Origin of the sequence: Actinomadura sp. NPDC049382 (assembly GCF_040677125.1) — a bacterium.
Taxonomy (GTDB): domain Bacteria; phylum Actinomycetota; class Actinomycetes; order Streptosporangiales; family Streptosporangiaceae; genus Spirillospora; species Spirillospora geliboluensis.
Map to the genome: position 1 here is coordinate 91,640 of NZ_JBFARO010000001.1, position 23,253 is coordinate 114,892.

General features: G+C 70.5%; 26 protein-coding genes. 10 read left to right on the forward strand and 16 right to left on the reverse strand.

Annotation, left to right across the window (positions count from 1 at the left end; all coding sequences use genetic code 11):
* Window positions 1-3: 3 nt before the first annotated feature.
* A complete protein-coding gene (locus AB0K34_RS00420; RefSeq protein WP_138635865.1) occupies window positions 4-756 on the reverse strand; it encodes a TetR/AcrR family transcriptional regulator in 753 nt (250 codons plus the stop codon).
* A 278-nt stretch (window positions 757-1,034) separates the two neighbouring features.
* Between AB0K34_RS00420 and AB0K34_RS00425 the strand changes: the two genes are divergently transcribed.
* From AB0K34_RS00425 to AB0K34_RS00440, 4 genes are all read left to right on the forward strand, one after another.
* Complete coding sequence (locus AB0K34_RS00425; RefSeq protein ID WP_364544227.1) at window positions 1,035-2,567, forward strand: ABC transporter substrate-binding protein; 1,533 nt, start codon at window positions 1,035-1,037, stop codon at window positions 2,565-2,567.
* On the forward strand, window positions 2,564-3,508 hold the full coding sequence (locus tag AB0K34_RS00430) for an ABC transporter permease (protein ID WP_138635863.1): 945 nt from the start codon (window positions 2,564-2,566) through the stop codon (window positions 3,506-3,508). Before AB0K34_RS00425 ends, AB0K34_RS00430 begins: the two co-directional genes overlap by 4 nt.
* A gap of 65 nt (window positions 3,509-3,573) precedes the next feature.
* Window positions 3,574-5,283, forward strand: coding sequence for a dipeptide/oligopeptide/nickel ABC transporter permease/ATP-binding protein (locus AB0K34_RS00435; RefSeq protein WP_364544229.1), 1,710 nt, complete (start codon window positions 3,574-3,576; stop codon window positions 5,281-5,283).
* Window positions 5,284-5,285: 2 nt separating this feature from the next.
* On the forward strand, window positions 5,286-6,080 hold the full coding sequence (locus AB0K34_RS00440) for an ATP-binding cassette domain-containing protein (RefSeq protein ID WP_364544231.1): 795 nt from the start codon (window positions 5,286-5,288) through the stop codon (window positions 6,078-6,080).
* Here the strand turns inward: AB0K34_RS00440 and AB0K34_RS00445 are convergent.
* From AB0K34_RS00445 to AB0K34_RS00470, 6 genes are read right to left on the reverse strand one after another with little or no spacing between them, the layout of a single operon-like run.
* The gene (locus AB0K34_RS00445; protein WP_364544233.1) at window positions 6,050-7,633 is read right to left on the reverse strand and encodes a family 20 glycosylhydrolase; all 1,584 of its coding nucleotides are present in this window, start codon (window positions 7,631-7,633) and stop codon (window positions 6,050-6,052) included. The genes AB0K34_RS00440 and AB0K34_RS00445 overlap by 31 nt on opposite strands.
* A gap of 26 nt (window positions 7,634-7,659) precedes the next feature.
* Window positions 7,660-8,481 carry an FCD domain-containing protein gene (locus AB0K34_RS00450; protein ID WP_364544235.1) on the reverse strand — a complete coding sequence of 274 codons (822 nt, stop codon included), beginning with the start codon at window positions 8,479-8,481 and terminating at the stop codon, window positions 7,660-7,662.
* A 51-nt stretch (window positions 8,482-8,532) separates the two neighbouring features.
* Window positions 8,533-9,294: an ATP-binding cassette domain-containing protein gene (locus AB0K34_RS00455; RefSeq protein ID WP_364544237.1), complete on the reverse strand. Its 762-nt coding sequence runs from the start codon at window positions 9,292-9,294 to the stop codon at window positions 8,533-8,535.
* Complete coding sequence (locus AB0K34_RS00460; RefSeq protein WP_138635859.1) at window positions 9,284-10,069, reverse strand: ATP-binding cassette domain-containing protein; 786 nt, start codon at window positions 10,067-10,069, stop codon at window positions 9,284-9,286. Before AB0K34_RS00460 ends, AB0K34_RS00455 begins: the two co-directional genes overlap by 11 nt.
* Window positions 10,066-11,079: a branched-chain amino acid ABC transporter permease gene (locus tag AB0K34_RS00465; protein ID WP_364544240.1), complete on the reverse strand. Its 1,014-nt coding sequence runs from the start codon at window positions 11,077-11,079 to the stop codon at window positions 10,066-10,068. Before AB0K34_RS00465 ends, AB0K34_RS00460 begins: the two co-directional genes overlap by 4 nt.
* Window positions 11,076-11,948, reverse strand: a complete 873-nt coding sequence (locus AB0K34_RS00470) for a branched-chain amino acid ABC transporter permease (RefSeq protein ID WP_138635857.1) — start codon at window positions 11,946-11,948, stop codon at window positions 11,076-11,078. Before AB0K34_RS00470 ends, AB0K34_RS00465 begins: the two co-directional genes overlap by 4 nt.
* 97 nt (window positions 11,949-12,045) lie before the next feature.
* Between AB0K34_RS00470 and AB0K34_RS00475 the strand changes: the two genes are divergently transcribed.
* Window positions 12,046-13,641, forward strand: coding sequence for a class I adenylate-forming enzyme family protein (locus AB0K34_RS00475; RefSeq protein ID WP_364544243.1), 1,596 nt, complete (start codon window positions 12,046-12,048; stop codon window positions 13,639-13,641).
* A 7-nt stretch (window positions 13,642-13,648) separates the two neighbouring features.
* Here the strand turns inward: AB0K34_RS00475 and AB0K34_RS00480 are convergent, their stop codons facing one another.
* Window positions 13,649-13,849 carry a hypothetical protein gene (locus AB0K34_RS00480; RefSeq protein ID WP_364544246.1) on the reverse strand — a complete coding sequence of 67 codons (201 nt, stop codon included), beginning with the start codon at window positions 13,847-13,849 and terminating at the stop codon, window positions 13,649-13,651.
* A gap of 7 nt (window positions 13,850-13,856) precedes the next feature.
* Window positions 13,857-14,249 carry an ATP-binding protein gene (locus AB0K34_RS00485; protein WP_364544249.1) on the reverse strand — a complete coding sequence of 131 codons (393 nt, stop codon included), beginning with the start codon at window positions 14,247-14,249 and terminating at the stop codon, window positions 13,857-13,859.
* A 147-nt stretch (window positions 14,250-14,396) separates the two neighbouring features.
* Between AB0K34_RS00485 and AB0K34_RS00490 the strand changes: the two genes are divergently transcribed.
* Genes AB0K34_RS00490 through AB0K34_RS00500 form a run of 3 tightly spaced genes read left to right on the forward strand, consistent with a single transcriptional unit; the run spans window position 14,397 to window position 15,613 of the window.
* On the forward strand, window positions 14,397-15,212 hold the full coding sequence (locus tag AB0K34_RS00490; RefSeq protein ID WP_364544252.1) for a helix-turn-helix transcriptional regulator: 816 nt from the start codon (window positions 14,397-14,399) through the stop codon (window positions 15,210-15,212).
* Window positions 15,200-15,382, forward strand: a complete 183-nt coding sequence (locus AB0K34_RS00495; RefSeq protein WP_364544254.1) for a DUF397 domain-containing protein — start codon at window positions 15,200-15,202, stop codon at window positions 15,380-15,382. The genes AB0K34_RS00490 and AB0K34_RS00495 overlap by 13 nt, the downstream gene beginning before the upstream one ends.
* A 48-nt stretch (window positions 15,383-15,430) precedes the next feature.
* Window positions 15,431-15,613, forward strand: a complete 183-nt coding sequence (locus AB0K34_RS00500; protein WP_364544257.1) for a DUF397 domain-containing protein — start codon at window positions 15,431-15,433, stop codon at window positions 15,611-15,613.
* 81 nt (window positions 15,614-15,694) lie between these two features.
* Here AB0K34_RS00500 and AB0K34_RS00505 read toward each other — a convergent pair whose 3' ends face one another.
* The 4 genes from AB0K34_RS00505 to AB0K34_RS00520 form a co-directional block, all read right to left on the reverse strand.
* Window positions 15,695-16,843: a methyltransferase domain-containing protein gene (locus AB0K34_RS00505; protein ID WP_364544259.1), complete on the reverse strand. Its 1,149-nt coding sequence runs from the start codon at window positions 16,841-16,843 to the stop codon at window positions 15,695-15,697.
* Window positions 16,844-17,054: 211 nt separating this feature from the next.
* Window positions 17,055-17,909: a helix-turn-helix transcriptional regulator gene (locus AB0K34_RS00510; RefSeq protein WP_364544262.1), complete on the reverse strand. Its 855-nt coding sequence runs from the start codon at window positions 17,907-17,909 to the stop codon at window positions 17,055-17,057.
* A 19-nt stretch (window positions 17,910-17,928) separates the two neighbouring features.
* A complete protein-coding gene (locus AB0K34_RS00515; RefSeq protein WP_364544265.1) occupies window positions 17,929-18,453 on the reverse strand; it encodes a DUF6879 family protein in 525 nt (174 codons plus the stop codon).
* Window positions 18,428-18,679, reverse strand: a complete 252-nt coding sequence (locus AB0K34_RS00520) for a hypothetical protein (RefSeq protein WP_364544268.1) — start codon at window positions 18,677-18,679, stop codon at window positions 18,428-18,430. The genes AB0K34_RS00515 and AB0K34_RS00520 overlap by 26 nt, the downstream gene beginning before the upstream one ends.
* 275 nt (window positions 18,680-18,954) lie before the next feature.
* On the opposite strand from AB0K34_RS00520, the gene AB0K34_RS00525 reads away from it, so the two are divergent.
* The gene (locus AB0K34_RS00525) at window positions 18,955-19,362 is read left to right on the forward strand and encodes a Rid family hydrolase (protein ID WP_364544270.1); all 408 of its coding nucleotides are present in this window, start codon (window positions 18,955-18,957) and stop codon (window positions 19,360-19,362) included.
* Window positions 19,363-19,450: 88 nt separating this feature from the next.
* On the opposite strand, the gene AB0K34_RS00530 is transcribed toward AB0K34_RS00525, so the two are convergent.
* The gene (locus AB0K34_RS00530) at window positions 19,451-20,674 is read right to left on the reverse strand and encodes a hypothetical protein (RefSeq protein WP_364544273.1); all 1,224 of its coding nucleotides are present in this window, start codon (window positions 20,672-20,674) and stop codon (window positions 19,451-19,453) included.
* A gap of 163 nt (window positions 20,675-20,837) precedes the next feature.
* Window positions 20,838-21,731: an AraC family transcriptional regulator gene (locus AB0K34_RS00535; RefSeq protein ID WP_364544276.1), complete on the reverse strand. Its 894-nt coding sequence runs from the start codon at window positions 21,729-21,731 to the stop codon at window positions 20,838-20,840.
* A gap of 73 nt (window positions 21,732-21,804) precedes the next feature.
* Between AB0K34_RS00535 and AB0K34_RS00540 the strand changes: the two genes are divergently transcribed.
* On the forward strand, window positions 21,805-22,824 hold the full coding sequence (locus tag AB0K34_RS00540; RefSeq protein ID WP_364544279.1) for a saccharopine dehydrogenase NADP-binding domain-containing protein: 1,020 nt from the start codon (window positions 21,805-21,807) through the stop codon (window positions 22,822-22,824).
* Here the strand turns inward: AB0K34_RS00540 and AB0K34_RS00545 are convergent.
* Window positions 22,817-23,236, reverse strand: coding sequence for an acyl-CoA thioesterase (locus AB0K34_RS00545; RefSeq protein WP_171068934.1), 420 nt, complete (start codon window positions 23,234-23,236; stop codon window positions 22,817-22,819). The genes AB0K34_RS00540 and AB0K34_RS00545 overlap by 8 nt on opposite strands.
* Between the last annotated feature and the right edge of the window lie 17 nt (window positions 23,237-23,253).

Here is a 23,253-nt window from a genome sequence, read left to right on the forward strand (position 1 = left end):
GGCTCATGGTTCGGCTTGTGTCGGCGAGTCGCCGGAAGAAACGGCGTCCGGCCCGGGAACGGCATCCGCGCCCGGAACTACGTCCGCGCCCGGAACGGCGTCCGCGCCGGGGACGGCGTCCGCGCCGGGGACGACGTCTTCCGGGGACGGGAAGTCGATGGTGAGGCCGAGCTGCCGCAGGAACGCGACGACGGACGCGTGCATGTCGACGGCCTCCGGTTCGAGGAGCCACTGCGTCTGCAGCCCGTCCATCAACCCGAGCAGCTGGCTCGCGACGAGCGCGGGGTCGTGCGCGAGCGGCGGATCGGCCTGGGCGAACAGCGCGGTGAGCGCCTGCGTCAGCCGCTCCCGCAGCACCCGGTACCGCTGGACGAAGTAGTCGTGCGCCGGATGCTCGGGGTCGGCGGCCTCGCCGGAGATCTTCACGTAGAGGCCGACGAGCCCGGGCGTCTGCATGTTGCGCCAGACGATGCCGACGATGATGCCGAGCAGCTTCTCGGGACGGTCCCGCACGGCGGGTTCGAACAGCAGCCGGGCGTCCACCCGGTCGCGGCGCCCGAGCACCTTGATCAGCAGGCTCTCCTTGCCGGGGAAGTGGTGCAGCAGCCCGGCATGGGTGAGCCCGGCGTGCGCGGCGATGTCGCGCAGCGACACCGCGTGGAACCCCGACTTGGAGAACAGCTCCGTGGCCGAGTCGAGGATGCTCGCCCGGGTCCGCTCGCCCTTCGTCAGCTTGCGGGGGGTCTGTTCGGTCATCGGCAGGGGCCTCTCTGGATCTCCGGCTTGGTGGGCACGCCGGAACCGGCGGCGCCGCCTCGGCCGCTCGCGGCACGGGTTCCGGGTGCAGCGCCAACGGTACGGCCTGCGTCCCGGCCTCGACCGCAACGAAACCGGCCGCCCGGCACGGAACTGACCAGGCGGTAGGTTTCGTCGGGACAAAACCTACCACGTGGTTAGTTTTGGTTGTATGCTCGCCGAAATCTCGGTCGAAACCCCGTCGAATCGGCTGTTCTGCCCGGACATCGGAGTGGGTCATGAAGAAGATCATCAAAGGCACCGCCCTGCTTGCGGCGTGCGTCACCGCGACGGCGCTCACCGGCTGCGCCGACTCCGGCGGCGGGAAGTCCGGCGGCTCGGCGAACCTCGACATCGCCACGCTGACGCTCCCGCAGAGCCTCGACCCCGCGGACGCCACCGGCAGCGCGCTGCCGTTCTTCCAGGCCGTCTACGACACGCTCCTCAAGCGCGAACCCGACGGCACGTACAGCCCGATGCTCGCCACCAAGTGGGAGTACAGCGCCGACCGCACCCAGCTCAAGCTGACCCTGCGCGACGACGTGAAGTTCGACGACGGCTCCCCGTTCGACGCGGCGGCCGTGAAGGCGAACATGGAGCGCTTCGCCAAGGGGACGGGCGCCTCCGCCAAGACGCTCGCCGACGTCAAGTCCATCGAGGTCGTCGACAAGACGCACGTGACCGTGCACCTCGCCCAGCCCAACCCGGCGATGCTGTACTACCTCAGCGACGCCGCCGGCCTGATGGCGAACCCCGCCGACTTCGCCGAGCCGGGCAACCCCCTGAAGACCAAGCCGGACGGCACGGGCCCCTACGACCTCGACTCCAAGCGGACGGCCATCGGCACCAAGTGGGTCTACACGCGGGCCTCGAACTACTGGGGCGCCAAGCTCCCCTACAACGAACTCACGTTCCACTACTTCAACAACGAGACCGCAGTCGTCAACGGCCTCAAGACCGGCCAGATCAACGCCGCGCTCCTCCAGGCCGCCGACCAGCAGTCCCGCATCGAGTCGGACCCGAAGGTGAAGACGACCAAGCAGGAGTTCGACTTCCAGGGCCTGCTGCTCTTCGACCGCGACGGGAAGATCGCGCCCGCGCTCGGCGACGCCCGCGTCCGGCAGGCGCTCAACCACGCGATCGACCGCAAGACGATGCTCGACAAGCTCCGCCAGGGCCGCGGCCAGATCACCGACCAGATCTTCGGCACCCAGACCGCCGCCTACGACCAGCGCCTCGACTCCTCCTACCCGCACGACCCCGCGAAGGCCCGCGAGCTGCTCAAGCAGGCCGGGTACGCGGACGGGTTCAGCCTCAAGCTGCCGCGCATCACCGCGATCGTCCCGGACGCGCTCGCCGCGTCCCTCCAGTCCGACCTCCAGGCCATCGGCGTGAAGGTGACCTGGGACGTCATCGACCCGTCCCAGATCCAGAAGATCTACACCGACCGCAAGTACCCGGCGATGGTGATGAACATCGGGCAGTCCCCGAACGACTGGGTCGCGATCGGCGGGCTCGTCCTGCCCGGCGCCGGCAACATGTTCGGCACCACCGACGCGACCGTGCAGGGGCTGCTGCCGAAGATCCAGAAGGCGTCGCCGGAGGAGGCGAAGGCCGACCTGAAGGCGCTGAACGAGCACCTGGTCAAGGAGGCGTGGTTCGTGCCGTTCTACCGGATGACGTACCTCCACGTGTCGGACGGCTCGGTGAAGGTCACGCCGCAGGCCGGGATGGCGGTGCCGTCCGTCTACAACTACGCGCCGGCGAAGTGACGCGGTTCCTCGCGCGCCGGGCCGCGGCGGGGGCGGTGCTGCTGTTCGTGATCTCCGTCCTGTCCTACCTGCTGCTGTCGGTCCCGGACAACGACGTCGGGCGGCAGATCCTCGGCGGGCAGGCGCCGCAGGACCTGGTGGACGCCAAGAACGCCGAACTCGGCCTCGACCGGACCGTCCTCGTCCAGTACGCCGACTGGCTGGCGCACGCCGTCCGCGGCGACTTCGGGACGTCCTGGTTCACCGGCGAGGACGTCGTCCAGGCGATCTCGACGCGGCTGCCGGTCACGCTCAGCCTGATGGCCGGGGTCACGCTGGTCACGGCCGCCCTGTCGCTGCTGCTCGGGGTGTGGGCGGGCGTCCGGCGCGGCGCGGTCGACCGGTTCGTGCAGGTGCTCGGCGTCATCGGGTACGCGCTGCCGGGCTTCCTCGTCACGCTGGTGATCGTGGTCGTGTTCGCGGTGCGGCTGCGCTGGTTCCCCGCGATCGGCTACACCGGGCTGACCGAGTCGCCGTCCGGCTGGCTGGCCACGGTCACGCTGCCGATCGCGTCGCTGTCGGTCGCGGGCGTCGCCGGCGTCTCGCAGCAGGTGCGCGGCGCGGTCATCGACGTGCTGCGGCAGGACTACGTCCGCACGCTGCGGGCGCGCGGGCTGCCGCCGTCCCGGATCCTGTTCCGGCACGTGCTGCGCAACGCGGCGGCGCCCGCGCTGACCGTCCTCGGCCTGCAGTTCGTCGGCCTGCTCGGCGGCGCGGTGCTGGTCGAGCAGATCTTCGGGCTGCCGGGGATCGGCAGCATGACCGTCACCTACACCACCCGCGGCGACATCCCCGTGATCATGGCGCTGGTCATGGTCACCGTGATCGGCGTCATCGCGGTCAACCTGCTGGTGGACGTCATGATCGGCTGGCTGAACCCGAAGGCGAGGGTCTCCTCATGAGCGAAGCGGGCCGGGGGGCGCGGGGGGTCGTCCCCCCGCGAAGGGCACCGCGGGCCGTCGGGAGGGTGCTGCGGAATCCGCTGGGCGCGGTGTCGGCGGCCGTGCTGCTGGTCATCGTCGTCGCGGTGGTCCTCGCGCCGGTGCTGAGTCCGCAGGACCCGAACGCCGCGAACCTGCGCGACTCATTCGGCGGCCCCGGCGCCGGGCACCCGCTCGGCTTCGACTCCGCCGGACGGGACGTCCTGGCGCGGCTGCTGCACGGCGGCCGCAACACCCTCGGCGGCGCGGTGATCGCACTGCTGGTCGCGCTCGGGCTCGGCGTCCCGTCCGGGCTGGTGGCGGGCTACCGGGGCGGACGGTTCGACGCGGCGGCGACCTGGGTCGTCAACCTCGTGATGGCGCTGCCCGCGATGGTGGTGCTGCTGGCGTCCCGCGCGATCCTCGGCTCCACGGTGTGGGTACTGATGATCGTCCTCGGCGTGCTGGTGTCGCCGTCCTTCTTCCGGCTGGTGCGCGGCATCGTCGCGGGCGTCCGGAACGAGCTGTACGTGGACGCGGCGCGGGTGTCCGGGCTGACCGACCCGCGGATCGTCGCACGGCACGTGCTCATCGTGGTGCGCGCGCCGATCATCATCCAGACCGCGCTGGTCGCCGGGCTCGCGATCGGGCTGCAGGCCGGGCTGGAGTTCCTCGGCATCGGCAGCGGCGACACCCCGACCTGGGGCGCGATGCTGAACGAGGCGTTCCAGAACATGGAGCGCGCACCCTCGATGATCGTGTGGCCGGGGCTGGCGCTGGGGCTCACCAGCGCGTCCCTGGTGCTGCTGGCGGGGGCGCTGCGCGACGCGCTGGAGGACCGCGGCGCACCGCCCCCGGCCCGCCGCCGTCCCGCCGCCGCCGCGGCCCCGGCACCGCCCGAGACCGGCGGCGCCGGTTCCGCGCTGCTGTCGGTGCGCGGCCTCGCGGTCGCCTACGGGCTCGCCGACGGGACGTCCAAGCAGGTCGTGCACGGCGTCGATCTCGACGTGCGGGAGGGCGAGATCGTCGGGCTGGTGGGCGAGTCCGGCTCCGGCAAGACGCAGACGGCGTTCTCGATCCTCGGCATCCTCCCCGAGGGCGGGCACGTCAGCGGCGGCAGCGTCATCGTGGACGGGCGGGAGGTCGTCGGCCTGCCCGAGCGCGAGCACCGGGCGCTGCGCGGCGACGTCATCGCGTACGTCCCGCAGGAGCCGATGAGCAACCTCGACCCGTCCTTCACGATCGGCGCGCAGCTCGTCGAGCTGATGCGGTACAAGCTCGGCCTCTCCAAGGCGGACGCGAAGCGCCGCGCGCTCGACCTGCTCCGGACCGTGGAGATCGCCGACCCGGAGCGGACGTTCGGCGCGTACCCGCACGAGATCTCCGGCGGGATGGCGCAGCGCGTCCTCATCGCGGGAGCCATCTCGTGCGACCCGAAACTGCTGATCGCGGACGAGCCGACGACCGCGCTGGACGTTCTGGTGCAGGCGGAGGTGCTGGCGCTGCTGCGCCGCCTCCAGCGGGAACGGGGCCTCGGCGTGCTGCTGGTCACGCACAACCTCGGCGTCGTCGCGGACGTGTGCGACCGCGTCGCCGTGATGCACGACGGCCGCATCGTCGAGACGGGCCCCGCCGGGCGGGTGCTGACGGACCCGCGCGACGACTACACGCGGCGGCTGCTGGACGCCGTCCTGGACGACGCCCCGACCCGCGCTCCCTGGCGCCCCGTGGACCTGGTGAAAGGCGGGCAGGTGTGACCGTGAACGATGAACTGCTGACGGTCGAGGATCTGCGGGTCTCGTTCCCCGGGAAGGGGCGGCGGGCGCCGCGCAACGAGGTGCTGCGGGGCGTGTCGCTGGACGTCCGTCCAGGTGAGACGGTCGGCCTGGTCGGCGGGTCCGGGTCGGGCAAGACGACGATCGGGCGGGCGATCCTCGGGCTCGTCCCAGTCGAGTCGGGCGCGATCACGTTCGCGGGCGAGCGCATCGAGCGGGCGTCGGCCCGGCGCCGGCGCGCGCTGAGCCGCGACATCCAGGTCGTCTTCCAGGACCCGTACACCTCGCTGAACCCGTCGCTGACCATCGGCGACACGCTGTCGGAGCCGCTGCTCGCGCAGGGCCGCACCCGCGCGGACGCGCGGCAAAAGGTCGGCGAGCTGCTGGACCGCGTCCGGCTCCCGGCGGACGCCGCCGACCGGCTGCCGCGCGAGTTCTCCGGCGGGCAGCGGCAGCGCGTCGCGATCGCCCGCGCGCTCGCGATCGGCCCGAAGCTGATCGTGTGCGACGAGCCGGTGTCGGCGCTCGACCTCACCACGCAGAAGACCGTCCTCGACCTGTTCCTGGAGTTGCAGGAGCAGACGGGCGTCGCGTACCTGTTCATCTCGCACGACCTGGCGGTGATCCGGGTCGTGAGCCACCGGGTCGCGGTCGTCCACCAGGGCGAGATCGTGGAGGCGGGCGCCGCGGCCGAGGTGACGTCCCGGCCGCGGCACTCCTACACGCGGGCGTTGATGAAGGCGGCCTCCTACGGCGCGAACACGGTGGCGGAGCGGTAGTAGCCGGTGAGCCCGAGGCGCTCCCATCCGGCGCCGTGCCCGGCGACGCGCCGCCGGTAGTCGTCCCAGCCGGTGCGGTCGGGCGTCCACGCCTTCTCCGCGATGCCCGCCAGCCGGGGGAGCAGCAGGAACGCGAGGTCGTCGAAGTCCTTGACGGTCTCGCACCAGATGGCCGCCTCGACCCCGGCGAGGCGGGTGCCGTCCGGGATCTCGGTCAGCGTGCCGGGCGTCCAGTCGAACAGCTCGCGGCAGGTGCGGGTCGGGTAGGAGTCGTGGCCGACCTCCGTCCGGCGCCCGGTCTGGGCGGCGTCCACCGAGTCGTCGGCGTACTGGCGGTCGAGGTACAGGAAGCTGCTGGCGGAGGCGAGCACGGGCGTCCCGGCCGCGACCGCCTTCGGGACGTCGTCCGCCGCCTGCGCGAACGTCTCCGCGACGACCTCCAGCAGCGCGTGGTGCTCGGCCGGTGTCTTCGCGCGGGCCGCGTCGAGGTCGAACTCGTCGCCGGCGCCGATCCACGCCTGCGCGATGTCGTGCGGCGTCAGCGCGCCCGACCGGGCGGTCTCCTGCCAGCCCGCGACCTTCTTGCCCGTCGCCCGCGCGATCTCCAGCGCACGCGCGACGAACTGCTCGTACAGGTCGTCCGGCATGCCGAACGCCTCGTCCCCGCCGAGGTGTAGGTACGCGCCGGGGGTGAACGCGGCGACCTCCCCCAGCACGTCTTGGACGAACCGGAAGGTCACCTCGGCGCGCGGATCGAGGTAGGCGAGGTACTTGTGCGGCGGCTCCGCGTCCCCCTGAAGCTCCGGGTAGGCGCGGACGGCAGCGAGCACGTGGCCGGGCATGTCCAGTTCGGGCACGACGGTGACGTACCGGGCGGCCGCGTAGGCGACGATCTCCCGGTAGTCGTCCTGCGTGTAGTGCGGGAGGTCGCCGGTCAGCCGCGGCCACGCCTCGATCTGCAACCGCCACGCCTGGCTGTCGGACAGGTGCAGGTGCAGCACGTTGAACTTGTAGAAGGCCAGCAGGTCGATGACCTTCTTGACCTGCTCGACGGTGAAGAACCGCCGCACCACGTCCAGCGACAGACCGCGCCACGCCCACGCCGGGCCGTCCGCTATCCGCGTCCCGGACGCCGTGAAGCCGCCGCCGTCCTGCTCTGGCCGGAGCAGTTGCGCGAACGTCGTGGCACCCCGGAACAGCCCCTCGGCCGAGGACGCGGTGACAGTGGCGCCGCGCTCACGCACGTCCAGCTCGTACAGCTCGCGCCCGGCGTCGCCTTCGTCCAGCGGGTCGATCCCCTGGACGGGCGCGACGTCGGCGACCGGCGGGTCCCGCAGCAGCACGAGGTTGAGGTCGCCCTCTCCGCCGACCTGGAGGACGGGTTCGGCGCCGTGCAGCGTGCGGAGCACGTCCACGACGACCTCGCCCAGCCCGCGCAGGCCGTCGGACGGCACGGCGACCCGGGGTTCGGCGCCCAGCCGGAGCACCGCTCCTCCGACCGGCGTCACTCGCTGGGGCAGGGGCACGAGACCGGCGATATCACTCACCCCCATTTTCTACCACGTGGTAAGTAACGGGGTCACGCGTGCTCGGCGGGCTGCACCAGCGGCCGCAGCAGCGTCGCCTGGACGCGCTGGTCCTCGCTGACGCCCGTCATCGGGTACTTCTGCGCCGTCTGGAGATGCCCGCGCAGCAGCCGGGCGACGCCCTCGGCGTCACCGTCCTCGATGAGCGAGAGCGCCTGCGCGTGCTCGTCCAGGGCCTGGCGGCGCAGCGCGGGCTCCGGGAAGAACCCGGCGCGGGTCGCGTGCTCGGACCAGTCGCGCTCCTGCGCCGTCCACAGCGTCTCCAGCGCGCCCGCCACCACGAACAGCGTCTCGTTCCCGCACAGCCGGACGATCGCCTCGTGGAACTCGCGGGACGCCGGCGTCGCGCGCTTCTCGTCCCCCGTCTCGACGGCGTGCACGAGGCTCTCGTGCGCGCGCCGCAGCTCCGGGACGACGGCCGTGTGCCGGTCCGGGCGCTGCGCGCACAGCGCCGCGCAGAACGGCTCGATCTGCTGGAGCGCGAACCCGACGTCCGGCAGCGCCGCCTGCCGCGACTCCAGCACGAGCGCCAGCATGTAGGCGACGCTGTCGCGCTTCGGCGCGTGCACCACCGAGCCGCCGGTGTTGCCGCGCCGGACGGTGATCAGCCCCTCGGTCTCCAGGATGCGCAGCGCCTCCCGCGCGGCGAGCTTGCTGACCCCGAACTCCTCCAGCAGGTCCGACTGCTTGGGCAGCAGGCTGCCGTCGGGCAGCTCGCCGCGCAGGATGCGGGCCCGCAGCGTGTCGGCGAGCAGGTCCGCGACCCGCGGCTGGCGCATCTGCGCGCGCGGCTCCGGGGTGCCGGTGTCCTCCACCGTGTCCGTGTCCTCTCGGATGTCGTCTCATCGGATCTCGTCATGCGCGTCTCATCTTCCACCCGGCGGCGACGCCGCGTGCGAGTCCGCGTGCAGCACCGCCTCCGCCTCCCCGGCCGTGACGCCCATGGCGCGCTGGTAGGCGGCGTCCAGCTCCCGGCCGCCGTCCACGGGCCCCGTCACCTGGCCGCGCAGCAGCACGTAGCCGCGGTCGAGCCGGTCGCGGATCGCGCCGATGGACGGCTCGACGACCACGACCACGGTGCCCTCCTCGGCGAGCCGCCGGGCGGTGTCCATCAGCTCCGCCACGATCAGCGGGGCGAGGCCGGTGGACATCTCGTCCAGCAGCAGCGCCTTCGGCGAGCCCATCAGGGCGCGGGACACCGCGAGCATCTGCTGCTCGCCGCCGCTCAGCACCCCGGCGAGCGCGCGGGCGCGCTCCCGCAGCACCGGGAACCGGTCGAGCGCCGTCTCGACCTCGGCGCCCTTCAGCCCCAGCGTGTCGGCCATGACCTGGAGGTTCTCCCGGACCGTCAGGCGCGGGAAGATCTGCCGCCCCTGCGGGACGATCGCGAGCCCGCGGCCGGCGCGGCGGGCGGCGCTCAGCCCGCTGATGTCCTCCCCGTCCAGCGTCACCCGGCCGGTCGCCGCGACGGACCCGTACGCGGCGAGGAGCAGGCTCGACTTCCCCGCGCCGTTCGGCCCGACCAGGCCGGTGACGGCGCCGCCGGTGAAGGTGAGGGACGCGTCCGCGACGGCGACGGACTCCCCGTACCGCACCGAAACGCCCTGCAAGGTCAGCTCATGGGGCAACGGTCTCACCACCCGTTCCGAAGTAGACGTCCTGCATCTCGGGGCTCGCCAGGCACTCGGCCGGGTCGCCGTCGAACACCACCGTGCCGGAGCGCAGCAGCATGATCCGGTCGACCAGGGACGCGACGATGTCCACGTTGTGGTCGACGAGGATGATCCCGCAGCCCGCCGCGCGCACCTTCCGGACCGCCGCCGAGATCGCCGCGATGCCGTTGGCGTCGGCGCCCGCGAACGGCTCGTCCAGCAGCAGCACCGACGGGTCCTGCGCGAGCGCCCGCGCGACCTCGACGAGCCGCTGCTCGCCGAGCGTGAGGTCGCCGCAGCGGCGGCTCAGGTCGCCGAGTTCGAGGGACTCGGCGACATGCCGCAGCGTCCCCTCGAACCGGGACCCGGCCGGCCGGACCGCGCCCGCGGCGAGCCCCGCGATGAGCCCGCCGACCCCGGCGAGCTTGCGCGCGGCGGCGCCGAGCAGGATGTTCTCCCGGACGGTCAGGTCGTGCGCGAGGTGCGGGTGCTGGAACGTCCGCGCGAGCCCGGCGCGGGCCCGCCGCGACGGCGGCCCGCTGAGCTTGCGGCCCCGGATCGTGAGCGTGCCCCGGTCGGCGGGCTGGGCGCCGTCGAGCAGGTCCACCAGCGTCGTCTTCCCGGCGCCGTTCGGCCCGATCAGGCCGAGCACCTCGCCGCCGGACAGCCGCAGGTCGACGCCGTCGACCGCGTGGACCCCGCCGAAGCTCTTCCCGAGCCCGCGGCCTTCGAGGAGAAAGGTGCCGGTCATCGTGTCCCTCCCGTACGCGTGAGCAGGCCGCGCAGCAGCCGGGCGCCCTGCCCGGCATAGCCCAGGATGCCGCGCGGCGCGATCAGCAGGACCGCCAGCACCGCGACCCCGAAGATCAGCGACCCGGCGCGCTCGAAGATCTGCAGGTTGAACGTCAGCTCCACGACCAGGACCGCGCCCAGCACCGCGCCCCACGCCGACCCCTGCCCGCCGAGCAGCGGCATGAAGATCGCCAGCATGACCAGGTGCAGGGTGAAGGTGTCCGGCCCGATCGTCTGGTTGGCGGTGGTGAACAGCCCGCCGCCGACGGACGCGATCGCCGCGCCCGCGCCGAGCACGGTCAGCCGCAGGGCCGGGACGCCGATCCCGGCCGCCTCGACCGCCGCCGGGACGTCCCGCGAGCTCTGCAGCGCGACGCCGAACGGGGACCGGCGGATCCGGTCGACGGCGACCGCCGTGATCCACACGACCAGCAGGGTGAGGGCGATGAACGTCCGCCGGTCCAGTTCCGTCCCGAAGAAGGTGAGGGGGCGGATGGAGCCGATGCCGAGCGCGCCGCCGGTGAGGTCCTTGGCGTCCAGCAGGAAGCTCTGGAACGCCATGCCGAACAGCAGCGTCACGGCCGCGAGGTAGAAGCCGGACAGCCGCCGCGTCGCGAACCCGAGCGCGACCGCGAGCACGGCGGACGCGATGGCGCCGAGCAGGTACGCGACGGGCAGCGGCCAGCCGGTCTTCGTCGCGACGAGCCCGACCGCGTACCCGCCGATCGCGACGTAGGCGCTGTAGGCCAGCGACAGCGCGCCCGCCAGATTGAACGGCAGGTACATGCCGAGCGCCAGCAGCGCGTACGTCGCGCCGAGCAGCGCGAGGTCCTGCCGGAACAGGTCGCCGCCCGCCCAGGCGATGACGCCGAGCGTCAGCACCAGCGTGCCGAGGATGCGCGCCGTCTCCGCCGACCGGACCCACCCGAGCGACCCGGCCGCCCCCTTCTGCACCGATACCGCACTCATACGCGAACCTTCCGAACGAACAGCCCATTGGGCCGCAGGGCGAAGAACAGGATGGCCACCGCGAGAACCGCGTAGTCGAGCGAGGCGCTGCCCAGGTAGTAGGGGACGAAGGTCTGGGCGAGCGCCAGCAGGAGCCCGCCGGCCAGCGGCGCCCACACCGAGCCCGTCCCGCCGATGACGAGGGCGAGGAACCCCGACAGCGCCCACCCGAAGCCGGACTGGAAGCTCACCCCCGCCTTCGCGGAGAACAGCTGCCCGGCGAGCCCGACGACGAGGCCGGCGAGCGCGAACGCGACCAGCCGCACCCGTCCGACCGGCATCCCGAGGGTGCGCGCCGCCTCCCGGTTGCTGCCGACGGCGCGCAGGATGCGGCCGTACTTGGACTTGCGCGTCCACACCCACACGCCGGTGAACGAGACGAGCGTGCAGGCGACGAGGACGAGCGTCTGCCCGTCCACGGTGACGAAGCCGAGGTCGAGGTCGAAGCCCGGCAGCCACGACCGGCCCGGCATGAGCTGGCGCCCGAACAGCGTGCCCGCGAGCTGCTCGACCGCGAACAGCACCGCGACCACGGCGATGAGGGACGGCAGTTCGCCGCCGCCGGTGCGCGCGTCGATCGGCCGCACCAGCGCGATCTCGGTGACGACCGCGAGCACGGCGGCGATCGCGATGCCGAGCACGGCCGCGAAGCCGAGCGGCCAACCCTGCTTCGCCATCAGCCAGGACGCCGTGAGGCCGGAGAACATCGCGAACGGCCCGAGCGCGAAGTTGAAGAAGTCGGCTCCTTCGAGGACCAGGTAGTAGCCGAGGGCCACCAGTCCGAAGAAGCACCCGATCTGGACGACGGAGACCCACAGTTGCGCAGACATCCCGCTCCTTCTGAGCTGCTTCTGTGGGATCTTATGTTTAAAAGAAAGCTATGACAATGATAACTTCGGGGCAGCTTGGGAGACCGGGGAGGCAGCTGTGACCAGTCCGTTCGACGCGGCGACCGCCGAGGAGTACCGGGCGGCCGGATGGTGGGGCACGGCGACCGTCGCCGACCACGTCCGCCGCCACGCGGCCGAGCGCCCCGCCGCCACCGCCTACACGACTCCGGACGACACCCTCACGTGGGCCGAGTACGAGCGGAACTCGACGACCCTCGCCCGCCACCTCGCCGCCCTCGGCCTACCGCCCGGCGACCGCGTCGCCGTCCTCCTCCCCGACGGCCCGGCCTGGCACGTCGCCGCCGTGGCGGCGGAGAAGGCCGGCCTCGTCCTGGTCGGCGTGGGCGCCCGAGCGGGCCACCGCGAGCTGCGCCACCTCCTGGAACGCACCGGCTCCCGCGCCCTGATAACCCTCGCGACCCACCGCAACGAACCAGCCTCCGCCCTGGTAGGGGCCCTACGCGCGGACGACCTCCCCCTGGACCGGCACATCGTCATCGACCGCCTGGGGGTCCCCGCCGACCCCCGCCCCGGCGACATCACCGGCCGCGCCCTGGGCCCGGACGACCTGTCCATCCTGAACTCGACGTCCGGCACGACGGGCCTGCCGAAATGCGTGACCCACACGCAGAACCGCTGGTTCTACTTCCACGAACTGGCCCGCCGCGCCGGAGACCTGAACCCGTCCGACGTCTTCATGGGCGCCGTCCCGTCCCCGTTCGGCTTCGGCCTCTGGACGGCGCACTTCTCCCCTGCCGCGCTGGGCGTCCCGACCGTCCTCATGGAGAAGTTCGACGCGCACACCGCGCTCGACCTGATCGAACGGCACCGGGTGACCGTCCTGCACTGCGTGAGCACGCAGTTCATCATGCTGCTCAACGCCCAGGCCGAACGCGAACGCGACCTCTCGTCCCTGCGCTGCATGTTCACGGGCGGCGAGGCCGTCCCCTACGACCGGGCGGCCCGGTTCGAGGAGACGACGGGCGCGAAGGTCCTGCAGTTCTACGGCTCGAACGAAACGGGCGCCCTCAGCCACACGAGCCTGACCGACACCCGCGAACACCGCCTGCGCACCGCCGGCCGCGTCATCCCCGAAATGCAGGTGCGCCTCTTCGACCCGTCCGACGGCTCCGACATCACCGGCTCGGGCCGCCCCGGCCAACCGGCCTGCAAGGGCCCGGCGACCTGCCCCGGCTACTACGACGACCCCGAGGCGAACAAGGCGCTCTACACCCCCGACGGCTGGATGCTCATGGCCGACATCGTCGAGATCGACGACGACGGCTACCTCCGCGTCGTGGGCCGCCTGAGCGACCTCATCATCCGAGGCGGCAAGAACATCAGCGCGGCCGCCGTCGAGGAAGAGGTGGGCACCCACCCCTCAGTGGCCCTGGCCGCCGCCGTGGCGATGCCGGACGAGGTCTTCGGCGAACGAGTCTGCGTCTACGCCGAACTGCACCCGGGCACAAAGCTCACCCTGGAAGACCTGACCGCCCACCTCACCGACCGAGGCGTCTCCCGCGAATGGCACCCGGAACACCTCATCGTCCTGGACACCCTCCCCCGCTCCTCCGGCGGCAAGGTGGCCAAGGGCGCCCTACGCCAAGACATCCGCACCCGCCTCACCCCCTGACCAGCGCTCATCCGCACTCGGTCAGCACCAGAACGGCACGCCGAGCAGCATCAGGATCAGCGCCGCCAAGCGCGTCCAGCAGCCCGTCCAGCTCAGTCGCCGAGATGTGGACACCTCCGACGGCCCGCCAAACACCGTCCCCGTCCCGCCCGATCGTCCACTCCGGGAAGAGGTGCTGAACCAGCAGCAGCATCACGCGCTCGTCCATCGCCCGCTCAGCGAAGCGTGGCCCACGTGACCTTGCCACCCTCGTCGAGCGGCCGGACGCCCCAGTCGTGGACGAGTTCGGCCACCAGCAGCAGCCCCCGTCCGGAGGAGGCGGCGTAGTTCTCCGGCTGGATCTCCGGCCGCCCCTCCCCGTCGTCCCGCACCTCCACGACGGGACGGCCGTCACGCCCGTCCCGGAACACCCGAACGACGATCTGCCCCTTCCCGTGCAGGTAGCTGTTGGTGACCAACTCGCACACCACGAGCCGGCCCACGTAGTCGTCCGCGATCCCCCACTCGGCGAACCAGGCGGCCAGAAACCGCCGCGCAAGCCGGGGTGCCTCTTTGTCAGGGTTGAGGACGATCGTTGGGGTTTCTGGGGCCTGCGCGACTGCGGACATCGAGATCACCTCGGAGAACTTCGTGGGTTTCTGCAGCCGAGCGTCCTCCGCAGAGTGATGCTTGGAGACGCAAAGCACCTGGTAGCAAGCATCACCGCAACTTTGCGTGCATCACCGGTTATCGTCGGTCATCCATCGGAGGGGGACATGCCACAACGTCCGAAGCGCCTGACGCCTTCACGCGGCCCGCTGGACCTGTTCGGCTCCGAAGTGCGGCGCTACCGAACGCTCGCGGGCCTGTCCCTCGCTCAACTCGCCGAACTGATCCCCTACGCACCGTCCACCATCGGGGACGTCGAACGAGGCAGTTCCGGCTGCGATCGCGGCTTCGCCGAAGAGTGCGACCGCGTACTCGACACCCGCGACGCGCTCGCGCATCTCCACGACGGCCTGTTCGACGGACGCTCGGCCGCGTTCCCCGAGTACTTCGCCGAATGGCCGGACCACGAAGGCCAGGCGGAAGTCCTGCGGTCCTATCAAACAATGCTCGTCGATGGCCTACTGCAGACGCCCGCCTATGCGGAGGTGCTTCTGCACGGAGACGAGACGAAGGTTCAAGGCCGCCTGGCTCGGCAGGCGATTCTCACCCGCAAGGAACCAGCTCCGCCCAGGATCATCTGCCTGCTGCCTGAAACGGTGCTCTGGCATCGGGTCGGGACCGCAGAGACCATGCGGGAGCAGTTGTTGCACCTTGCGGACATGATCTCTCCGCTCGTGTCCCTTCAGATCATCCCGGACGGCGCCCCGCACTCCGGCCACCTCGGATCCTTCAGCATCGCCCGCCTGCCGAGCGGAGAGTCGGTCGCATACTGTGAGGGCGAACCACACGGAAGGATCATGGACGGCTGTTCCGTGATCGAACGGCTGAACGAACGGTTCATGGACCTTTCGACCTACGCGCTCTCAGCCGACCAGTCGGGGGCGTTGATCAGACAGACGGCGGAGGAACGATGGAAGAACTGAAAACCACCTGGAGAAAGGCCAGTCACTCTGGCAACGACGGCGGCCACTGCGTCGAACTGGCCGACCTTGGTGAAGTCGTCGGCCTCCGCGACTCCAAAGACCCCGACGGCCCGAAACTCCTGGTTCCCCGCGCCGAGTTCACCGCACTGGTCACAGCCTTGAAGCACTGACACCAGCGGTCATCCAGAAACCCAAGCCCCCTGGAAGGAGGGAACGAAGTGGAACCGAGCAAGATCAGGTGGAGGAAGTCCAGCCATTCCGGCAACGACGGCGGCGACTGCGTAGAACTGGCCGACCTTGGTGAAGTCGTCGGCCTTCGTGACTCCAAAGACCCTGACGGCCCGAAACTGGTCATGCGGCGCGCCGAGTTCTCTGCCCTCCTGACATCCCTGAAGCGTTAGCTCGATCGCGTAGGAGCCCCGGCCTCTTCGAGAGTCCGGGGCTTCTGTGCGATGAGTCTCAGCCTCGTCGAGGGTGTGGGCCTACCAGTCGATTCGGTGCTCTTCGGTGTCGAGCCAGACGTACTGGCCAGCGGGGGTGACGGTCAGGCCCCAGCGGTCGGCGGTGGGTCGGTCGAGGGCGTCCCACCAGTGGTAGGCGTCCTCTACCTCCTGCCACAGGTCGCGATCGCCGAACTGCCGGACTGGGAACACCGCCGCACCCGGCTCGACGTCCACGCGGGCCCATGAACCCGACCACGGATCGACCAGCCACACCGTGTACGCGCCGCCGTCGTGGTGGGTGACGATCAGCTTGCAGTGCGGCACCTTCAGTCCGATCGCCAGCGACGCGTCATACTCGCCCAGCACGGAGTAGGGGTGCGTGTGCGTGGACGACCTGCGGGTCTCGACCGCCTCGTCCACGTCCCGATCCAGTGAGGCGCGCTTGCCGCGCTGGGCTCGCAGACGCATGAACGCCACGTTCCCGACGATCCGGCCTCGCATGGTGGCGTCCGGTGACACCACGAAGGACACCAGCGCGCCGTTGTGGAAGTCAGTGGTCCATGGCACCAGGACCCGACCGCCCGGACGTGTCTGCTCCGCCCAAGCGTGCGGCACCCGGGCGGCCGACGCCGTTGCGATGACCCGGTCGAACGGCCCCGACGCCGGATGGCCCAGTGCGCCGTCGCCCACCGCGACCGTGAGTTCGTGACCCGCGGCCCGCAGGGCACGGCGGGCACGCTCGGCCACCGCCGCGTCCACCTCCACCGATGTCACCCGGTCGGCTCCGATCCGTTCGGCCAAGAGCGCGGCATTCCACCCCGTGCCCGTGCCGATCTCCAGCACGTTCATGCCCGGTTCGACCTCCAGGGCCGCGAGCATCCGCGCGACGACGTCGGGGCGGCTGGCCGAACTGGTGATCTCGCGGCCGACCCGCCCCGGCAAGGACGGGACGCCGTCGTCAACCTGGGTGATCACTGCCTCGTTGGCGTAGCACAGCTTTAGCCACGCGGCCTCGTCGTCCGCCCGGTCCACCGGCACCAGAAGGTCGCCGTCCTCGACCCACACCGTGTCAGGGACGAACCGGTGCCTGGCGACCGCTTCGAACGGTCCGCGCCACTCCGGAACCAGGTCGCCGGCCTCGGTGAGTACGCCGATCAGCCGGGCGGAGAACTCCGCCGCGTCGGCCACCTACTTGCCCCCCTTCTCGTGTCTGCCTCCGCCTTTCGGGTCGTCCTTCTCCGCAGGGGGGATCGGCTTCTCCCACTGGCCGTCCTTGTCTTTCTTGTCCTCGTGCGAGCCCATTCGAACCTCCCGCTTCTCAACGCGTTGTGCGTTGACAACTACGCTAAGTCAGCGGACTCCATGAACAGTATGGGTGTGGCAATGTGTGACACGGCCGTCAGACCAGCGCGTCACGCACTCTAGTGATCAACTCGTGGGCGGCCGCGCCCGTGACGGCCGACCCGGTGAGCTCCATGAAGGCGGCAGCGTACTGGGCGATCTCGATGGGACGGGTGATCGTCAGCCGCCCGGTCACGGTCTCGACCGAGACACGCTCCCGGTCGAACATCCAAAAGCCCTCGACCGGCCAGAATTCCCGATCGGCGGCCGCCGGAATCACCCCCAGCGACACGCTCGGCAGTTTCGCCACCTGGAGAAGGTGTGCGAGCTGGTCGGCCAGCACCTCTGCTCCACCCAACCGAACCCACAATGCCGATTCCTCCATGAGGAAGGCGAACCGGTGATCGCCTTCGCTCAGCACCCGCTGCCGCGCGATGCGGGCGGCTACGGCGTCGTCGAGATCGGCGGGCGGCGTCCCCCGGAATGCGCCGATCTTGCTGAGCAACGCCCGGACGTACCCGGAGGTCTGCAACAGTCCCGGGACGATACCGGGCTCGTAGATCCGGAAGAGTCGCGTCCGTTCGTACAACGGCATGCGGGACTCCTGCAGGCGCCGAAGTCCCGACCGCTGCAAACGCCTCCACTCGACGAACGCGCCCTCGACGGCCCGCAGCGTCGCGATGAGGTCGGACGCTTGGTCGTCAGCCCCGCACACCTCGCACCAGATGCGGATGTCCTGCATGTTGGGGGCACGAGCGGCATGCTCGATCTTGCTGACCTTCGTGCGGTCCCAGCCGGCGGCAGCCGCAAGGGCGCGACCGGTCAGACCCGCGTCGAGTCGAATCTCTCGCAGGCGATCGGCCAGCGCCTGCCGGGCGTCGTGCGCGCTGGACGACGGTGACGTGGTGGACACGGCGGAAATCTATGGCGTGTCAGCCTGGCCGATAGTCCGCATGGTCGATACCGCGCTCCCATACGGCTTCGAACGCCGACGAGCAGAGTTCGACCACGGCCGGGGCCTTGGTGGTCTCCTTCGGCTGCGGCCGCCCGTCGCCGTCGAAGTGGTTCCACAGGACCAACTCCGCATCGAACAACCAGAAGTCGGTGCCCGGCAGGCAGAGGTCGACCGCCTGCCGCCGGGGCAGCCAGCGGACCTGCTCACCCGCGTACACGTTGGTGAACGTGCCGTCGTACTCGAACCGGATGTACTCGCTCACCGGCTCGGAAACGATGCGCGCCCGGCGGAGCCGAACACCGCGCGCGGTCACCTCCTGGACGAGAGTGAGCCACGGTCTCCACCATGACGCAGGGTCGCCGGGGTCATCCCGATATCCCGCCTTCCATGCCTTGAACTCCTCGTCCTCCCGGTCCACTGCATAGACGTCGCGCATCTCAAGGTGGACGGCGCTGACCCGGGCGGAAGCCAGAAGGTCAGCAGGCGTGGGGGTCGCGCTCATTCACCAACTCCCTGAGCAGTGGTAGAAGACGGCCTGGGATCCGGACCACGTCCTCGTCCGGCGGGATGCGGTCCCGACCGGAGGTCTCCAGGAGTTCGGCCACCACCGCAGGGGTGCCTTCCCTCCATCCCTGCACCACCACGCTGCCGTCATCGTCGTCGTACCAAAGTGAAGGCGAGTCGCCGTCCTTGCTGTCCGGATCTTTGCCGAGGAAACGCAGCGCCATTCCGCACTCCCTGGTCGCGGGTGCCCCAACACGGCACGGGGTACCACGTTCATCCTCGGCAGTGGGCTTGAGCAAGCACCTGGCAATGCCGTCTTGGCTTGCCAGACGCGGAGAGCCACATCACCGTCACGTCATCGCAGAAGGAGGCCACCGCCGAGGTGACTGCTTGGCACGCATCCCGTCGCAGACGGCGAGCGGGGCCAAAAAGCAGGTGAGGGCGTTGCCTCTTCACTGAGACGATCGCGAGACCGCTGATCATCTCTAGAGGAGTCCTCATGGCCCGTGCCGTCACCTTGATCCGTTCCGCGTCGCTCTCGGACGTCGCCGAGTACGCGTACGCGGCCACCGCGCCCGCCGACGCGCGGCTCATCTTCCTCGCGGGGTCGTGCCCGCTGAACGCGGACGGCTCCACGGCCGCGATTGGCGACTACGCGGGGCAGGCTGCCAAGTGCATCGACAACCTCCGGACCGCCCTCGCGGACGCCGGCGCCTCACTGGAGGACGTCATCAGCACGCGCGTCCTCGTCGCGTCCACCCGCCAGGAAGACCTGGTGACGGCCTGGCAGGTCGTCCGCGACGCGTTCGGTGACCACGACGTGCCCAGCACCCTGATGGGCGTGACCGTCCTCGGCTACCACGACCAGCTGGTGGAGATCGAGGCCGTCGCAGCGGTCATCGACTGACGCAGGACGTGCTCAGCGGCGGGCGCTCTTGCCGTGTCCGGCCTTCGGGCCTCCTGGACTAGCAGGAGGCCCGAAGGCCGGTGAGCGGTCAGGACGGGGGATCCAAGAACAGGGTGGTCTCCCAGAAATTGCCGTCCGGAAGTCGCGCCGTGAGGGTGGAGTACGCGAAGTCGCTCACCACAGACGTCGTTCCTTGGACGGTGGCCGAGGACTGGCCCGCCGGAATGGTCACCTCAGCGGGGAGTTGGACGACCGGGTCGCTGCTCTCGAGCTGGATGGTGATCGGCACGCTCGTGGCAGTCCCGAGGCTGACTGTGCCCACGAAAGGCTCCCCGCCCGTGATGGTCATCAGCTCGGTATCGAACCCGACTAGACCGGGATGCACGCGGACAGTGTGACTCCGCGTCCCAACTCCTTCGATATTCGCCGTGATGGTCACGTCGCCGTCGATATTGGACGGCATCGAGACCTCGACCCGAGACGCTCCGGTGTAGCCCTCCGGGTACTGCCGAGGACTGGGCGGGTACCGGAGCTTCGGATTGTCGGAACTGAAGGTGACCGTGATCCCACCGTGCGGCACGGGGTTCGGCAGGTCCAGGGTCATGTTGTAGTAGGAGCCGCCGTACGTCTCGGCCGGACCGGTGAAGCTCCAGTCGCCGGGATCGTAGTTCCACGCGAGAAGCTTGATGGTGGTACTGAGAGTCTGGCCGGCGAGCTTGGCGGTCACGGTGACGTCCGCATCCTCAGGAATGCGCGTGCTCGTCACGCGCGGAACGCCCATGCCGAGGGCACCGCTGGGAATCGTGATGCTGGCCGGAAGCTTCAGAGCCGGGTTGTCGCTCTCCAACGAGACGACCGTCCCGCCCTCGGGCGCCGTTCCCTTGATACCGACGGACATATAGATCATGTCGCCGCTGAAGAACGTCGAACGGCCGCCGAAGTCGACGGACCTCAGTCCGGGTTGGAGGGTGACCGGTTGCGTCAACGTCTGGCCGCGCAGCTTCGCCGTCAGTGCGACGGGGAGGTAACGGTCGATGTAGTCCGGCTGGTGCGTCCGGATCGGGAAGGCCGCCTCGGTCGCTCCCGCCGGCACCACGACCGTTTCCGGCACGCTCACCCAGGACGTGTCCGCGGATGTCAGCGACACGACGAGCGGAACCGGCGACGGGCAGTTCACCTTCAGGACGCCCTGTGCCTCTCCCCCCGAAGGGATTTTCTCGCTCGGCAGATCCAGTGCTTTGAGCCACGGACCGCAAGCGGTGGGCGACACTTCGGCGACGGCCGGTGACGCCAGCCCCGAGAATGCGAGCATGACGGCCGCCAACGCGACAAGTACCGCCCTCCATCTTCCTAAACGATTCACGATCCCCGCCCTCTCCGAAACAGTGCATGAAAGGTTTCCGAACCAAGATCGTAAGCCGGAGGGCGCCGTGGAGTTGTCACATCTTGGTAGCGATGGATTTACCACCGTTTGTTCAGCGGTGGTGGGTGCGGTAGCGGCCTGGGGGTGTGCCGAACTCTCGTTTGAAGGCGTTGGCGAAGGCGTACTCCGAGGCGTATCCGACGCGTTTTGCGATCGCGGCCAAGGGGACGTCTTCGCGGGTCAGGATGCGCGCTGCCGTTGTCAGGCGCCACCAGGTGAGGTAGCCGAGTGGGGGGCGTCCGACCAGGGTCGTGAAACGGCGTGCGAATGCGGCTCTGGACAGGCCCGCCGTTTTGCCCAGTTCCTCGACCGTCCAGGGCCTCGCGATGTCGTCGTGCATGGCGCGCAGCGCCGCGCTGACGCCGGGGTCGCCGAGGGCGCCGGCCCATCCGGTATCCGGCCGCTCCTCGTACCAGGCCCGCAGGATGAAGAGCAGCAGCGTGTCGAGCAGGGCCGGGACGGCGGCGTCCGTGCCGGGGCCAGGACGTTCCAGCTCGGCGGCGAGCAGGTCGATCGCGGCCCGGAGGTGTGGATGCCGACCGGTCACAGCGGTGAGATGGATGATCTCGGGGAGGTCGTCCAAGAGCGGGTGTGAGCGCGCCCGGTCTGTGCGGTAGGCCCCGCAGAGTGTGACTGCGTCCGCGTCCTCGTCGTCGTGGGCGGTCACCTCGTTCAGGGCGATCCGCTCGTAGGACTGCAGCGGCCTGGACGGGTCGTCGGTCAGGCCGTGGGGGCTGCCCTGGGGCAGGAGCACCACGTCGCCGGGGCTGACCCGCACCGGCTCGCCGGTCGGCGGCACCAGCCAGCCCGTCCCGGCGAGCATCACATGGAACCCGGCGGCGGGCGAGGCGTGGAACCAGCCGCCCCACGGCGCCCGCTTGGCGGACCGGGCCGAATGCGGGAGGCCCGTCCGGACGGAGGCGATCACGTCACTGAGCACGTCCATCTGAGACGCTCACGTATCTAAGGGAGATTGTGGATTATTCACAGTCTCATACCGGGCCCCTAGCTTCGGACCCATGAAGAAGATCGCAATCTACGGCGCGTACGGCTACCAGGGGCGGCTCGTCCTCGACGAGCTGGAGCGGCGCGATGCCGAGGTCGTCCTGGTCGGGCGTAACGCCGAGCGGCTCGCCGCCGTCGGCGCGGGCCGTGAGACCCGTACCGCCGGGATCGACCATGACGAGCTCGTCGCCGCCTTCCGGGGCGTGGACGCGGTCGTCAACTGCGCGGGGCCGTTCACCCCGGCGGGGACGACCGTCGTCCGCGCCGCCATCGCCGCCGGGTGCCACTACGTCGACACCTCGGGCGAGCAGCTCCACATCAAGAGCGTCTATGACGGTTGTTCGGAGGACGCGCGGCGCGCGGGAGTGATCGTCACGCCTGCGATGACCGACGGCGGCGTTCCCGGAGACCTCCTCGCCCGCCTCCTGGCCGATCATCTCGGCGGCGGGCCGCTGGACGAGGTCCTGACCGGGCACTCCGCGGTCGGCGGCGGAGGGATGTCCCGTGGTTCGGTGCGGTCGCTCCTTGGGACGGCGGACGTCGTCAAGTCCGGCGGCCTCGTCTATGAGGGCGGAGTGTGGAGCGCCGATGCCGCGCCTCGGCTCGCCGACCTGGAGTTCCCCGGCCGAGGCGTGGTGCCGATGTCCAGGTTCGCGCTGCCGGAGGTCGCCAGCATCCCCCGGCATGTCCGGGTCGAGAACGTCCAGGGGTTCGTCGAAGCCGATCTGGCCGCGCGGTTCTCCGGGGCGGCCGTGCCCGAGGAGGCCGTCAACGCGTTCCCCGAGGGCCCGGACGCCGTCGCCCGGCAGGGGCAGCGGTGGGCGGTCGTCGTGGTGGCCACGACCCCGGACGGCCGCCGCGCCACAGGGATCGCCCAGGGCTTCGACACGTACGGCACGACCGCGGCGATCGCCGCCGAGGGCACGCTCAGGCTCGACGGTCCTGCCGGGGTCCGGGCGCCTGCCGAGGTGCTTTCGGCGGCTTCGTTCCTGGACGCCCTCGCCACCCACGGAGTCACTTGGAGGATCACATAGCGGCTTCGAGGAGATCGCGCATGGGAGGTGGCACCGGGACGGCCTTCTCCGGGGTGTGCGGGTCTACGCAGACGAGGGTGAGGGTGGCCGTGCTGGCTCGCGTGCCGTCCTCGCAGATGAAGTCGCCGCGCATGGTGAACGACGTGCGGCCCACGCGGGACGCGTAGAGGCGGCATTCGACCTGGTCGAAGAGGGTGATGGTGCGCTCGTACTCGGCGGACGCGGCGCGGGTGACGACGGCGACGCCGAGGCGGGACGGGAGTTCGTCGAAGCGGAGGCCCCGCAGGAACCACCACTCGGTGTGGGTGCGTTCCATCCAGCGCTGGTAGTTGGCGTAGTAGACGATCCCGGCGGGATCGCAGTCGCCGTACGACAGGCGGAACGTCACCCGGTGCAGCGGTTCGTCCGGCACAGTTGCTCCCTTTGCAG